General features: G+C 57.4%; 11 protein-coding genes and 1 tRNA gene. 4 read left to right on the top strand and 8 right to left on the bottom strand.

From position 1 onward, the window contains the following. Positions 1 to 194: 194 nt before the first annotated feature. The 3 genes from DSD30_RS10295 to rpoD all read left to right on the top strand — a co-directional run bounded on the left by DSD30_RS10295 (position 195) and on the right by rpoD (position 5,408). Entirely contained in the window at positions 195 to 644 is a 450-nt protein-coding gene (locus DSD30_RS10295) for a GatB/YqeY domain-containing protein (protein WP_114009522.1), read from the top strand. Between the two features lie 213 nt (positions 645 to 857). Beyond that, positions 858 to 2,864: a DNA primase gene (dnaG, locus tag DSD30_RS10290; RefSeq protein ID WP_114009521.1), complete on the top strand. Its 2,007-nt coding sequence runs from the start codon at positions 858 to 860 to the stop codon at positions 2,862 to 2,864. A gap of 492 nt (positions 2,865 to 3,356) precedes the next feature. Next, entirely contained in the window at positions 3,357 to 5,408 is a 2,052-nt protein-coding gene (gene rpoD / locus DSD30_RS10285) for an RNA polymerase sigma factor RpoD (RefSeq protein ID WP_114009520.1), read from the top strand. A gap of 76 nt (positions 5,409 to 5,484) precedes the next feature. Here the strand turns inward: rpoD and DSD30_RS10280 are convergent, their stop codons facing one another. Beyond that, positions 5,485 to 6,204, bottom strand: coding sequence for an SIMPL domain-containing protein (locus DSD30_RS10280; protein ID WP_114009519.1), 720 nt, complete (start codon positions 6,202 to 6,204; stop codon positions 5,485 to 5,487). 307 nt (positions 6,205 to 6,511) lie between these two features. Between DSD30_RS10280 and DSD30_RS10275 the strand changes: the two genes are divergently transcribed. Beyond that, positions 6,512 to 6,588 (top strand) — tRNA-Ile (locus tag DSD30_RS10275). A gap of 71 nt (positions 6,589 to 6,659) precedes the next feature. Here DSD30_RS10275 and DSD30_RS10270 read toward each other — a convergent pair. The 7 genes from DSD30_RS10270 to DSD30_RS10240 all read right to left on the bottom strand — a co-directional run bounded on the left by DSD30_RS10270 (position 6,660) and on the right by DSD30_RS10240 (position 14,777). After that, on the bottom strand, positions 6,660 to 7,883 hold the full coding sequence (locus DSD30_RS10270) for an efflux RND transporter periplasmic adaptor subunit (protein WP_114009518.1): 1,224 nt from the start codon (positions 7,881 to 7,883) through the stop codon (positions 6,660 to 6,662). Between the two features lie 25 nt (positions 7,884 to 7,908). Beyond that, on the bottom strand, positions 7,909 to 10,272 hold the full coding sequence (locus DSD30_RS10265) for an ABC transporter permease (protein ID WP_114009517.1): 2,364 nt from the start codon (positions 10,270 to 10,272) through the stop codon (positions 7,909 to 7,911). A gap of 16 nt (positions 10,273 to 10,288) precedes the next feature. Beyond that, complete coding sequence (locus DSD30_RS10260; RefSeq protein WP_114009711.1) at positions 10,289 to 11,005, bottom strand: ABC transporter ATP-binding protein; 717 nt, start codon at positions 11,003 to 11,005, stop codon at positions 10,289 to 10,291. 89 nt (positions 11,006 to 11,094) lie between these two features. Beyond that, a complete protein-coding gene (locus DSD30_RS10255; protein ID WP_114009516.1) occupies positions 11,095 to 12,219 on the bottom strand; it encodes an ABC transporter permease in 1,125 nt (374 codons plus the stop codon). Then, positions 12,216 to 13,157 carry an ABC transporter ATP-binding protein gene (locus DSD30_RS10250; protein ID WP_114009515.1) on the bottom strand — a complete coding sequence of 314 codons (942 nt, stop codon included), beginning with the start codon at positions 13,155 to 13,157 and terminating at the stop codon, positions 12,216 to 12,218. Before DSD30_RS10250 ends, DSD30_RS10255 begins: the two co-directional genes overlap by 4 nt. Before the next feature lie 10 nt (positions 13,158 to 13,167). Then, entirely contained in the window at positions 13,168 to 14,127 is a 960-nt protein-coding gene (locus DSD30_RS10245) for an HlyD family secretion protein (protein WP_114009514.1), read from the bottom strand. Continuing rightward, entirely contained in the window at positions 14,124 to 14,777 is a 654-nt protein-coding gene (locus DSD30_RS10240) for a CerR family C-terminal domain-containing protein (protein WP_114009513.1), read from the bottom strand. Before DSD30_RS10240 ends, DSD30_RS10245 begins: the two co-directional genes overlap by 4 nt. Positions 14,778 to 14,818: the final 41 nt, after the last annotated feature.

The raw sequence follows: 14,818 nt of genomic DNA, 5'->3' as shown, positions 1-14,818 counted from the left end.
CTGGTTGCCGCCATGTAACGGTGCATTGTCCGTGAATCTTGACGCACGAGCGATGCGGTAAGTCTTTGAAGAAAGATGTGGTCTGGCTTTGATAGACATTTGTGTCGACAGACTATGTCCAGATGAAACTTCTACCGTCGAGATCTGGCAGCGGTACCATGGGTGCCCGGCCAGTCATGAGATGTGAGGCAAATATGCGTGAGCAAATTTCGGAACACCTGAAAGAAGCGATCAAGGCTCAGGACAAGCGTCGGATTGCGACCTTGCGACTGATCAGCGCTGCGATCAAGGATCGGGATGTCGAAGCACGTGGACAAGGCAAGGAACGGGTTTCTGACGACGAATTGCTGCAAATTCTGGCCAAGATGGTCAAACAGCGCGATGAGTCGATTGCAATTTATGAAGAGGCCGGTCGGCTGGAACTTGCTGAACAGGAGCGGGAAGAAGCGGTGATCATCAAGGAGTTCCTGCCTCAGCAAATGAGTGAAGACGAGGTTGCGGCTACCTGCTCGCGGGCGGTCGAGGAACTGGATGCCGGTGGCCTGCGCGATATGGGCAAGGTGATGGCGCATTTGAAGGCGCATTATCCGGGCCAAATGGATTTTGGTAAGGCAAGCTGCATCGTCAAGGGCATGTTGCTTTGATCTGACCGTCTGTTTTAACAGAGTTTCGCAATGGCTCCCTTGGTCGGGGGCCATTGTGCGTTTGACCTGCCGTCTCTTTACGAGACTGGCATTTTGCCCCACTTTCTGTAGCATGAAGGGGGTGGCAATTGGGAGCCATTCGGCTCGCGAGCCCGGATCAAAGGCTGATGCCTGATCGATGGCTGATAAAAGAATGAAAGTCTGGTCGCATCCATGAAGTTTCCGCAAAGTCTGCTGGAGGAAATCCGTGAACGGATTCCGGTATCGGATGTGGTGGGTCGCAAGGTCAAGCTGCGCCGCCAGGGGCGGGAATATGCCGGTTTGTCGCCCTTCAACAAGGAAAAAACACCGTCTTTCTTCGTCAATGATCAAAAGCAGTTCTATCATTGCTTCTCCTCTGGCAAACATGGGGACATTTTCAAGTTTCTGATGGAGACCGAAGGACTGAGCTTTCCCGAGGCCGTCGAGGCGCTGGCGCAACAGGCGGGCGTTGTCCTGCCTTCACCGGACCCTCAGGTTGAACGGCGGGAACGGGAACGGGCCAGCCTTTATGATGTGATGGAAATGGCTGCGCGCTATTTCCAGCTGCAGTTCAGCTCGGACCTCGGGCGTGAGGCAAGGCGGTATGCGCAGGCGCGTGGCCTGACGGGGGAAACGCTCAAGACCTTCCGCTTCGGCTATTCTGCCAATAGTCGCGATCATCTGAAAAGTTATTTGCTGGAGCGCGGTGTCAGCGAAGATGATATGCTGGCGACCGGGCTGGTGATCAAGCCTGATGATGGTCGGGCGACCTATGATCGATTCCGCAATCGTCTGATGATCCCGATTGAGGATGAAAAGGGTCGCGTGGTGGCTTTTGGTGGCCGTATCCTTGATCCGGACGGCAAGCCGAAATATCTCAACTCGCCCGAAACCAAGCTGTTCTTCAAGGGCACGATGCTGTTCAACGCCCATCGGGCGCGACAAGCTGCCTACGAGGCAGGGTCGGCCATTGTGGTCGAGGGCTATATGGATGCGATTGCCCTGCATCAGGCGGGCATACGCAATGTGGTGGCCTCCCTTGGAACCGCCTTTACCGAGCAGCAGATTGCCCGCATGTGGCGCTTCTCCAATGAGCCTTACATCTGTTTTGATGGCGACCGGGCAGGGCGACAGGCGGCCCACCGCTCGATTGAGCGCATTTTGCCCAGTTTGAAGGCTGGTTATTCCTTCCAGTTCGTCTTTCTGCCAGACGGCAAGGACCCGGACGATCTGGTGCGCAGTGGCGGGGCCGAGGCCTTCCGGCCGGTGCTTGGTTCGGCCAAGCCGTTGTCCGAGGTTATCTGGGAGCGGGAGTTGGACGCTCAGCCGGTCGATACACCAGAGCGCAAGGCGGCGTTTGAGAAACGAATCGAGGATCTGCTCAATACCATTCAGGATGAGCGGGTTCGGCGACAATATCAATTGTCGTTTAAATCGGCGCTCTCGACCCTGTTCTGGCAACAGGAGCGGCAGAAGCGGGATGAAAGCCGCAATCGCGGATTCACCGGCGGTGGGGCGCGGGCTGGTAAGGGGGCAGGGCCATCGAATGCCTTGCAAGCATCGGGCAATATCTCGCGGGTGCCGGAAGAGGGGCAGTCGACCGAATATGAATATTGCCTCATTGGTCTGGCGATCCACATGCCTTTCCTGTTTGAGGAATTTGCCGAACAGATTCTCGAACTGCCGTTCCAAAAGGCAAGCCTTGAGGCCTTCAAGCATGTGCTGGCGCAAATCATCTTCGATCACAAAGCCCAATCCTATGAAGATGTCTATTTTCATTGCGGCGATGACTTGAAGGGGCTGCTTGACGACCTTCATGGGTTTGAGGAACGCAAGGAGGATGGCAGCCTTGTTCATCCATGGGGCTGGCGTCTTGCCGGGCGTCGACGGGTGCATCAACTGGTCTATGGGCCTTCGCGGCTCTTCTTGCAGCGTCTGTTCCAGTCCTATCTGAATGTGCTGGAAGTGCGTGAGATCGAGAAGGACCTCGAGCGGGAAATGGGGCAATTGTCCGGCTCGGTGGATGAGGCCCTGTTCGATCGAATCCGCACCCTCAATAACGAGCTGCATCGGCGGCGCGAGGAAAATCTGCGTGAAGAGCAGGAATTGTCCGAACTCTACAATCAGATGAAGGAAAGCGGGATTTCGGACACTCTGGAAGATACCCTGGCGCAATTGGCCAAGCCGGGCATGGGCTGACCTGTACCGAATCAGCTTCATTCTGGTCAAAACGAATCAGTTGCTTTGCTTACTTGGCCGTAGGGGAGGACTTGATTGCAGGGTAAATTGCGCTAAATGATTCAAAAAAGTCGGTTTTCTGGCGGTTTTTGACGTCTGTGGGGGTTGCCGAATCGAATCACTGCGCTAAATATCATGGTTCGGCAGCGCTATGCGCCAAAGTCAAGTTGGCGAGGGAATGATTGTTAGCTGCGTTATTCAAAGGAAACCTGAGCCGCAGACCAATTGGTCTGACCGGCCTGATTGGGTGTGGATAGGGTCTTGAGGGGTTAAGACAGCTGCATGCAACAGGTTTCGGTTAAGGGGCGTTTAACGTCAACACGGTATGAAGGTCCGATAATCCTGAAAAATCATGCCACTGGCAAGGCGAGTGCCTGATGGATATGAAATAGCGTCCGTGCGAATGGATGACGTTCAGCACAGGGTCTGAATGGAGCATCCTTGGAGACAGGAATGGCAACAAAGGCAACACAGAATACTGAAGAAAAGTCCGGCTCAGAAGGTGCAAGTTCCGACGCACCGCTGCTGGACATGACCGCGTCTGCCGTCAAGCAGATGATCAAGACTGCCAAGAAGCGCGGATATGTCACCTATGACGAGTTGAACGAGGTTCTGCCTTCTGAAGAAGTTTCCTCCGAGCAGATCGAGGATACCATGTCGATGTTGTCTGACATGGGCATCAATGTGATCGAGGCGGAAGAAGCCGAAGAAAACGAAAGCGAGAGCAATTCGACCGAGTTGGTGGAAGCCAAAGGGTCCACGGCTGTAGCGAAAACCACGACCAGCAAGGAGCCGACGGACCGGACCGACGATCCTGTGCGGATGTATCTGCGCGAGATGGGGTCGGTTGAGCTTTTGTCGCGAGAAGGCGAGATTGCCATTGCCAAGCGGATCGAAGCCGGTCGCGAGGCGATGATTGCCGGATTGTGCGAAAGCCCGCTGACTTTCCAGGCCATTATTATCTGGCGTGACGAACTGGTCGAAGGCAATATTCTGCTCAGAGACATCATTGACCTTGAGGCCACCTATGCTGGCCCGGACAATGACGTGGATGACGACGAGGAAGAGGGCGATGAGACTGCGGAGGGCGTTGCCACCGAAGCATCCGGTGCGCCCGCTGCTTCGTCTGATACGCCAAAGCCTGCTGGTGCCGCTCAGCCGAAATCCGGCGAGGAGGGGGAAGAACCCGAGAGCGAAGGAGAAGGCGACGACGATGACGATGACGATCTCGAGAACAACATGTCTCTCGCGGCGATGGAAGCCGAGCTGAAGCCGAAGGTTCTGACGATTTTCGACCAGATTGCCGACGACTACAAGAAGCTGCGCCGCCTGCAGGATCAAATCGTTGAAGTCCGCATGGCCAACAAGGCTTTGTCTCCTCAGCAGGAAAAGAAATATGACAAGCTGAAGGAAGACATCATTGTCGAGGTCAAGAGCCTTTCTTTGAACCAGAATCGTATCGATGCTCTGGTCTCCCAGCTCTATGACATCAACAAGCAGCTTGTCGGTCGTGAAGGGCGTCTGTTGCGTCTGGCCGAAGCCTACGGTGTCAACCGTGGTGAGTTCCTCAAGCAATATCAGGGTCACGAGCTGGATCAGGCATGGTCCGAGCGTGTTGCGACTTTGACCAGCCGTGGCTGGAAAGACTTCATCCATCACGAGATGGACCGGATCGCTGAACTGCGTGAAGACATCCAGATGCTGGCAACCGAGACGGGCCTTGAAATCGGCGAGTTCCGCCGCATCGTTTCCTCCGTGCAGAAAGGCGAGCGGGAAGCCCGTCAAGCCAAGAAGGAAATGGTCGAAGCCAACCTGCGTCTGGTGATTTCGATCGCCAAGAAATACACCAACCGCGGTCTGCAATTCCTCGACCTCATTCAGGAAGGCAATATCGGCCTGATGAAGGCGGTCGATAAATTCGAATATCGCCGTGGGTACAAATTCTCGACCTATGCCACATGGTGGATCAGGCAGGCGATCACCCGCTCGATTGCCGATCAGGCCCGGACCATCCGTATTCCGGTGCATATGATAGAGACAATCAACAAGATTGTCCGCACCAGCCGCCAGATGCTGCATGAAATTGGTCGTGAGCCAACGCCGGAAGAGCTGTCTGAGAAGCTGCAGATGCCGCTTGAGAAGGTCCGTAAGGTGCTGAAAATCGCCAAGGAGCCAATCTCCCTTGAAACGCCAATCGGCGACGAGGAAGACAGCCATCTGGGTGATTTCATTGAGGACAAGAATGCGATCCTGCCGATCGATGCGGCCATTCAGGCCAACTTGCGCGAGACCACGACCCGCGTGCTGGCCTCGCTCACCCCGCGTGAAGAACGCGTGCTGCGCATGCGCTTCGGCATCGGCATGAATACCGACCACACGCTGGAAGAGGTTGGTCAGCAATTCTCGGTGACCCGTGAGCGTATTCGCCAGATCGAAGCCAAGGCGCTGAGAAAACTCAAGCATCCAAGCCGCTCCCGCAAACTGCGCAGCTTCTTGGACAGCTAAGGGCAGCTTGGATTTGGAAACAAAAAGGCCGGACAAATGTCCGGCCTTTTTCGTTCTGGACCATGTTGGCAATGGCTTATTGGGCCAACTCCCAATTGGTGTTGATGGTGATGGACATGGACAGGGTGCCTTCGGCGACGGGGACGTCGGCGACCATCATCTCTGCTTTGCCGGCGCGCATCATCATCGGGACCGGGGGACGATTGCCGCCATTCTCGCTTAGTGAGGTGAGGCGTTTGATGCTGGTGCCCAGCTCAGTGGCATAAAGCTCGGCCTTCGCGCGGGCATTGGCAATGGCCGCCTTGCGGGCTTCGTCCATCAGATTCGCTTTATCAGAGACATCAAAGCGCAGGCCCGACATGTTGTTGGCCCCGGCATTGACCAGAGCGGTGAGAACCGAACCGACATTTTCCAGTTTGCGAATTTTCACGCCAACCTGATTGTTGACCACATAGCCAACAATTTCAGGCGCGCGCTGGATGTTGGAATTGTTGTTTTGCGGATAGACGATTTCAGGATGGATGTTGAAATTGTCTGTCTGGATGTCTTTCTTGTCGATGCCTGCTTTTTCCAGCTCGGCAAACAGGGCCTGCATCTTGGTGTTGTTTTCGGCTAAGGCCTGCTGGGCTTGTTTGGCGCGGGACTGGACGCCTGCACTGACGAGGGCCATGTCCGGGGCCATGTCTATGATGCCGGTTCCGGTGACCGAGATCGTGCCGCCCTTGGCCTCATCAGCATGGGCTGGTAGCGCCAACAGGGGCAGGACGGTGGCAAGGGCCAGAAACTGCTTTTTCATGAGTTATGTCTCCGAATATCAAATGCCTTGGCTTGAAAGCGCGGGGCAATGGTCATTGAAAAGGGACCAGTCGCAGCAAGGACCATGGTTTTGAAACCAAGCCCGATTGTGGGGTGAGTGTTGTGCGACTTTGTGGCTGGATTAGGGAGTGAGGACTTATCGTCGGGGATAACCCGGATGCATGGCTTGGAAGGCCTATTCTGCTATCCACTGGTTGGCGTTGCGGGGCTTGCCTGTCGGCGCATTTCAGTATAGGTCAGATGCACCCTGCTGTTGCAGTCCGCTGTCAGGACGAGCAAGCCGGTTCGGGACAGTAGCTCAATTGGTTAGAGCCGACCGCTCATAACGGTCTGGTTGGGGGTTCAAGTCCCTCCTGTCCTACCAACCTTTTCAATAACTTAGCTATGATTTTACGGTTTGTTTGCGCGGTTGTGCCCCGATTGCGTCTTCCTTTGCTATTCCATCGTCCGCTGGGCAACCTTTACGCCGTTGGTGATGCCGGCGGAAGGGTAGAGGATGATTGGGTCGCCTTCTTTCAGGCCGTCGAGGATCTGGGCCTTGATGCCATTGTTGCGGCCGATATTGACGCGGGCTTGCTGGGCCTTGCCGTCGATCACTTTGAAGACAGCCCAGTCTTCGCCATCGCGGAAGAGGGCGTTGGAGGGGATGATCAGAGCATCTTTGCTTTCCCAAATAACGATGCGGACCTCGACCCGATAACCATGGCCAAGGCGCAGGCGCGTGTCTCTGGGACCGGTAAATTGGATGACCGCATTGACGCGCTGTTCTTCAACGCCAAGGGAGGAGAACTTCTTGAAGCCCCAAGGGTCGACCCGCTCGACCTCGCCGGAGAGGGTGGCTTCCCCACCCCAATCTTCAATGATCACCCGATCGCCGGGGCTGACCTGCACCGCGTCGGTGGAGAGCAGTTCGACCACCACTTCGAGGTCATTCTCGATGTTGCCGATTTCCATGATCGGGGTGCCTGCGGTCAGCGTCGTTTCGCTTTGCTGGATGACGCGTAGGATATGCCCGGTGGTTGGGGCTTTGAGCGGGATGGCATGATCGTCGGCCTGAGCACTGGTTGGCTGTGGGTCATCAAAGCTGATCAGACGGGCACGGGTATTGGCCAGCTCGGCTTCGCGCATGGCAATGGCGGCTTCTGCGGTGTCGCGGATGGCGCTGGCGCTGCGCACCGTGCTTTGCTTGCGGTCCAGCGAGGCTTGGCTTTCGCTGCCTTTGGCGGCGAGTTGCTTGGAACGCTGCCATTCGCTGTCGGCAAATTCCAGATCGGCGATGGCCTTGTTGAGGTCGGCGCGGGCGACCCGCAGGCCGGCTTCAGCAGCGGTGACCGCAGCGCGGGCCTGCTCGCGGGTGCGGATGTCAAGGGCGGCGGGATTGAGCGGCCGCATTTGGGCGACGACGGTTTCATTGCGGATCACCGCGTCACCGGGTTTGGCTTCGACCCGCATCAGGCGTCCGGCCACCGGGGTGGAGACCACATAGGCATCATGCACCCTTGTGCGGCCTTCTTCATTGATGGTCTGGATCATGGCGCCGCGTTTGGCGACATCCATATCGACCATCAAGGGGCGCGGCCAAAAGGCATAGGCCAGCGCGGCGGCGGTGACCAGCAAGGCGGCGATGGTGAGAAAAGAACGAGATTTTCTTTTGGCCATGAGATAACTCCCAGCGTGAACTGGATCATTCCCTGATTTTGAGGGCGGACACAAGGTCGGCCCGGTCGATGTCGCGTTTTACCAGCCAGCCGGAAAAAGCCGCAGCCATGAGGACGGCAAGCGCAGCTGTGCCGTAGCTGGCCGGCGAAAAGATGATGGGGACCTGATAGAGGTCGGTGCTGAAGCCTTCTGCCATGGCATAGACCAGATAATAGCCCAGAAGCGAGCCAAGGGGCAGGGCGGTGAGTGTGATCACGCCCAGTTCACCAAGCAGCACAAAGGCGGCCTCGGCGCGGGTGAAGCCCATGACGCGCAGGCTGGCAAGATCGCGCAGGCGTTCGGCATAAGCGATGCGGGCGGCATTATAGACGATGCCAAAGGTAATGATGGCGGCGATGGCCAGCATGACATAGCGGGTGGAGCCTGCGCCCGTATCCATCATTTTCTGCAAGGCGGCACGGGCGTCGGATTTGAGGCTGACTCCGGCGACATAGGGGCGGTCTTTGAGTTGCTTGAAGATGCGGTCTTTTTGTTTCATGTCGATGCGCAAATAAGCCGTTGAGATGCGCAAAGGTTCTTTCAGCTCGCGATTGAGCGCGTCGAGCTGCATATAGGCGGGGGAACCGATGAGGCTTTCAGCGATGTTGGCGACGGGGATGGTCAGTGTCGGGCGGCGGCCTTCGAGGATCTCAACCGTCAGGCTTTGCCCCGGCACAATGTCGAGCGTTTTGGCGAGGGCTTTGGACAGCACGATGCCTTGCGGCCCCAAGGGGATGGGGGAGAGATCGCGGGCGACGGCGCGTTTGAGCCTTGGGTCCTCGATCAGGCCGGTGATGCCGCCGCGATAGCTGTTCAAGCCATGGCGCAGGGTGGCGGCGACCGAGCGCTCCGGCTCGACCTGCAGGATGCCGGGCATGCTTTGCAGCTCATGAATGGTGCGGCTGGCGAGCGGATGGGTGAAGGTGACGGTGACCTCCGACCGATCCATGACATTGAAGGTCAGGTCCATGGTTTTGTCGAACCCTGCCAGCAGGGAAATCATCGAGACCGACAGGGCCATGCCCGCCGAAATGCCCGCGAGCGAGCCAAGCATGCGGCCCGGCTGGCGGGTGAGGCGGCGCAGGATCATCCGGCTTGGCTGATCAAGCAGGCGGTTGAGGCTGGCCCCCAAACGTCCGGTGCGGGAATAATCCGCTGGCGCTGGCGGGCGCATGGCGACCGCAGGCGTCAAGGCAAAGACCGTGCGCAACACCAACAGGCCCCCGGCGGAAGCCGCCAGAATGGAGGTGGCAAAGGCGGTGACAAAGGCGGCGGGTTCGAGCTGGAAGACCAGAATGGGGAATTTATAATAGGCTTGATACATGGTCAGCATGCCACGTCCCAGCGCGATGCCACCCAAACAGCCGATCAGAGCGCCGCCGATGGCGATCACCAGCACGAATTTGAAATAATGGCCGCCGACCTCCCAGTTTGTGTAGCCAAAGGCTTTGATCAGGCCGATCTGTTCGCGCTCGGCCTGCACCATGCGCGAAATGACGATGTTGAGCAGGAAAGCTGCGACCGCGAGAAAAATGGGAGGCACGACCTTTGACGAGGATTCCATGCCCTTGATTTCTTCGGCGATGAAGCGGTTCGAAGTCTGGTCCTTGAGGCCATAGGCCCCAAGCCCACCATAGGGGTCGAGAATGCGGTCGATCCGGTCGAGGATGTCGGCGAGATTGTTGCTGCGGCCCAGAGACAGGATGGCTTCGTTAAAGGCTCCTTGCATGTCATAGGCCGCCGACAGGGCGGTCTGGCTCATCCAGATGACACCATAACGGCTGTCGTCGGAGATCATTTCCCCCGGCGCGACGCTATAGAGAAATTCCGGTGACTGGGCGAGGCCGACAATCAGGAAAGACCGGCGGGCCCCATTCATCGTGGCGGAGAGATGATCGCCGGGGGTGAGGCCATGGGCCTTGGCAAAGCTTTCGAGCAGCAGGATCTCATTGGCATTGTCGCGGCTGATGCGGCGGCCATCGGTCAGGTGAATTTCATTCAAACGCGGCTTGCCATCATCGGGCAGGGAAACGGCGCTGGCACGCAAGGGAAGCGCCAAGCCCGGAAGGCTGATCAGGGCTGACCCCGTCACCCGACCTTCGGCAACCGAAATGCCGGGCAGGGCAGCCAGATCGCGGATGACATGGAGCGGCGCGCGCTTGACGGGGGCGAAAATGTCGGCCAGCCGGTTGCGCTCATAATAGGCGCGTTTGGTCTCGGACAGGGAGGTGACAACGCCCGACATCATGACCAGCAGCATGACGCCGGTGGCGATGACGGCTGCAATGGCAATGGCCTGCCCCTTCATGCGCCAGAGATCCCGTGCCAGCTTTTGGTTGAGTGGAGACATCCTCACCTCTTTCGCCCTACCATTCGATCTGGTCGGGGGTGAGTTTGGTCTGATTGACCACCACTTCGCGGATTTGCCCGTCGGCAAAATGCACCACCCGGTCGGCCATGGCGGCGGTGTTGGCGGCATGGGTGACGATCAGAAGCGTTGCGCCGAGCCGTTCATTGACGTCGCGCAGCACTTCCAGCACCACCCGGCCCGTGGTGCTGTCGAGCGCCCCAGTGGGTTCGTCGCAAAAGAGCACATTGGGCTTTTTGGCGATGGCCCGGGCAATGGCGACCCGTTGCTGCTCACCGCCGGACAATTGGGCCGGGAAATGATGAGCCCGGTCGGCGAGGCCAACAAGGGCCAAGGCTTCATCCGGCTCCATCGGGTCTTCGGCGATTTCGGTGACCAGCTGGACATTCTCATACGCAGTCAGACTGGGCATCAAATTATAAAACTGGAAGACAAAGCCCACATGATCGCGGCGATAGAGGGTGAGGCGGTCATCGGACAGGGCGGTCAAGTCGAGGTCTTGAAACAAAACCGTGCCATCGGTGGCGCGATCCAGACCGCCGACAATATTCAGCAAGGTGGATTTGCCGCTGCCGGATGCACCCAGCAGAACGACCATTTCGCCATTGGGGATTTCGAGATCGACCCCGCGCAAGGCATGAACGGCGGCGTTGCCTTCCCCATAGACTTTGGTCAGGCCCGTTGTCTTGAAGGCCCAAGAGACGGGTTGGCTCATCGACATGTCTTGGCTCTTTCGCACGAGGGAAAGGATATTGCAGTGGCTTGAATATAAGACCGTCTGGCTGCGACTTCCAGTGGTAAGGATCAATCCAGCGTCTTGCGGAAGCGCAATAAGGCAATGGCCGAAAGCGCTATCGTGAAGATGAGAAGCGCGATCAAGGGGGCGCGCATGGCATGGATATCGGCCCCTTTGAGCATGATACCGCGCACCAGCCGCAGGAAATGGGTCAGGGGGAAAATCTCGCCAATCACTTGCGCCCAGCCCGGCATGCCCTTGAAGGGGAACATGAAGCCGGACAAAAGCAAAGAGGGCAGAAAGAAGAAGAAGCTCATTTGCATCGCCTGCATCTGGCTGCCGGCGACTGTCGAGATGGCATAACCAATCAGCACCAGCGAACAGATGAAAATGAAGACTCCGAGCAACAACAGCCAGAGGGAGCCGACAAAGGGCACGCTGAACAGGGTTTTGGCGGCGACCAGCACCACTGTCACCTGCACCGCGCCGACCGCCAGATAGGGCATAATCTTGCCGAGCATGATTTCAAATGGCGTGGCGGGCATGGCGAGGAGATTTTCCATCGTGCCGCGTTCGACCTCGCGGGTCAGCGCCATCGAGGTCATCATCACCATGATCAGCTGGAGAATGACACCGAGCAACCCCGGCACGATGTTATATTGGGTGATGCCTTCGGGATTGTAGCGGCGATGGACGACGATATCGATGTTGGACGCGTCCGATTCAACCCTGCCCAGTTCACGCTGAAAAGCCTGTTTGGCGACCGTCGTCAATGTGGAGACCGCGCCGGAGGAGGCCGCCGGGTCGGTGGCGTCAGCCTCGATCAGGATTTGTGGGTGATCGCCTTTCAGCACCCGTCTGGAGAAATCGGACGGAATGGTGACGATGAAGGAAACACGCCCCTCTTCCATCAGGCGGCTGGCCTCAAGATGGGAGCTGACCACATGGTCAAAGCGGTAATAATCGGTGACTTCGAGTGCCGAAACCATGGCGCGGGTGAATTGATCCTGCGAGGTGGTGACGAGCGCTGCGGGCAATTGTTTGGGGTCGGTGTTGATGGCAAAGCCAAACAGAGCGAGCTGGATGAGCGGGATGCCAATCATCATGGCAAAGGTGATGCGGTCGCGCATCATCTGGGTGACTTCCTTGGCCAGCAGGGCATAGAGACGGGAAAAGGAGAAATAGTGGTTCATGACCGCTCTCCTTGTTTGTTGTCGGCCATATTGTCGGTCGACTGGCTCATATATTGGATGAAAACATCCTCCAAGGTCGTTTCTCCGGCGGCGGCGCTGATGTCGAACCGGCTGGCGGTCTGGCGGACGATCTGCTCGAGTTTGACTTTGTCTTTGCCAACCACATGCAGATCATTGCCAAAGGGGGCGACCTGATCGACGCCGTCGATCTGTTGCAGGGCCTTGGCAGCCATCAGGGCATTTTTACCCGACAGGATGAAGGTATGCAGACCTGCTTCGGCCACCACTTCCTGCACGGTGCCTGAGGTGAGCAGGGTGCCATAGGCGATGTAATTGATCCGGTGGCACCGTTCGGCCTCGTCCATATAATGGGTGGAGACCATCACGGTCATGCCATCGGCGGCCAGCGTGTGGATTTCATCCCAAAATTCTCGTCGTGCCTTGGGGTCAACGCCTGCGGTCGGCTCATCAAGCAGCAACAGTTTTGGTTTGTGCATGATGCAGGCAGCGAGCGCCAGGCGCTGTTTCCAGCCGCCGGACAAAAGCCCCGCCAATTGATGCTTGCGTGATGTGAGGCCGAGATTTTCCAGCGTATCGCGGACATGGTCACGGGCCGGGCTGAGGCCATAAAGCCGGGCGACAAAGTAGAGATTTTCCTCAATTGTCAGGTCGGTATAGAAGGAGAATTTCTGCGTCATATATCCAACCTGCCGTTTGATTTTCAGCTGATCGTCGTGCAAGTCGAAGCCAAGCACAGTGCCTTCGCCCTCATCGGGGGTGAGCAGGCCGCACATCACGCGAATGGTGGTTGTCTTGCCCGAGCCATTGGGTCCGAGAAAACCGGAAATCTCTCCCTGATCGACGGACAAGGAGACATTGTTGACGACGGTCTTGTCACCAAAGCGTTTGACGAGATTGCGAACATCAATGGCTTTCATGCCGCTCTCCTCACTTCGCTGATGCTGGGGATGGCGCAAGCCGCACCGAGACGATTTGGCCGGGCTTGAGGTCTGAACCAGGAGCCGGGCGTGCCTCGATCTGATAGACCAGCTTTTGGCGATTTTCGAGGGAATAGATGACCGGAGGCGTGAATTCCGGGCCGTCCGAAATGTAATTGACGATCGCCTTGCCGGGGTTTTTGCAACCATCGCATTCAACATCAAGTTGGCTGCCGACCTTGATCGAGGCAAGGTCTTTTTCAGGTAGATAGAGGCGCAATTTGGTGCCATTGTCGGGCAGCAGTGACAGGATCGGGGCTTGCGGGCCTGCGACTTCACTCAGATCGCGGATGATATCGACGATGATGCCAGTCTGGCTGGCTTTGAGCGTGCGTTTGCGCAGGCGCCATTCGGCTTTTTCAAGCGCGGCTTCGGCCTGTTTGACGCTGGCTTTGGCGGCGGCGATTTCGTCCTCGCGGGCGGGTAGCTTGGTATAGGCGAGGTTGGCTTTCAGCTCTTCGACCTTGGCTTTTGCGACATCATAGGAAGTGTGGGCAGAATCGAACTTGCTTTTCGACACCGTGCCCTTTTCCATCAGTTTTTGCTGGCGGTCCATGTCGCGTTTGGCTTCTTCGGCGCTGAACTGGGCCGCCGCGATGGAGGCTTGCAGGGTGGCGATCTTTTCGGGCCGCGCCCCTCTGTTCAGGTTTGCCAGCTTGCTGCGGGCCTGTGCGATGGTGGCTTCGGCTTCGGCGACTGCAATTTCCGCGTCACGGCGTTCGAGCATAGCCAAGGGCTGGTCAAAGGCCACTCTTTCGCCGCGCTTGACCGGAATGGCGGCGATCTGAGCCGTTTCAATCGGGGCGATCAGCACATAATCGCCCTCGACATAGCCGGTGGCCAAAGGTGCAGGCGGCAGGCAGGCATTGAAGAGCAGGCTCAGAAACGGGATGGAGCAAAGAAAGGTCATGATGCGCTCCTGTGGGCGGCAATGATGGCGCGAATGTTGGTTTGCAGGACAGACAGGACAGCGAGTGCTTCCTCGCGGTTATAGCCGTGCCAGTTCAAGTGGCGGGCAACAATCGGCTGGGCGATCCGGAAATAGGCAATTTGTGAGATGATCGAGAAGAGGGTGATGCGGGTGGATTCCTCTTCGGCGACGTGCGGCTCCGCGCCGATGGCTTCGACCCAGTGGCTCAATAAGAATTCCAACAGGGGGCGGAACAGCGTGTTGTAGATGTGATCGAAGACATCGCTCTGTTCATGGGCTTCTCTGAACAGAAAACGGATCATCGGCTCAGCCTCTTGCAGGCTGAGCAGGATATAGGCCTGACGCAGAAACAGTTTTTCGAAGGTGGTCTCGGCTGTTTGAATGATGTCTGGCAGGGCTTGGACGCTCGGTTCCTGACGCAACCGGGTCATATGCTCGATGATGATGTCGGCACAGGCCATTTTCAAACCAGCCTTGCTGCCGAAGTGATAGGGGATCGAGGCGACATTCGTGCCTGCCGCCGCGGCAAGTTCGCGGGTGGACGTTGCGGCAAATCCTTTTTCTCCGAACAGCTGGAAAGCTGCCTTGATCAGGGCCTGTCTGGTTTGGATCGATCGTTCCTGCGCCATGTTGGATGCTCATTGAATGTGGGTTTCGGGATCCAGAATAG

Origin of the sequence: Cohaesibacter intestini, assembly GCF_003324485.1 — a bacterium.
Taxonomy (GTDB): domain Bacteria; phylum Pseudomonadota; class Alphaproteobacteria; order Rhizobiales; family Cohaesibacteraceae; genus Cohaesibacter; species Cohaesibacter intestini.
The sequence above is the reverse complement of the archived record's forward strand: the minus strand, read 5'-3'. Positions and strand labels throughout refer to the sequence as shown.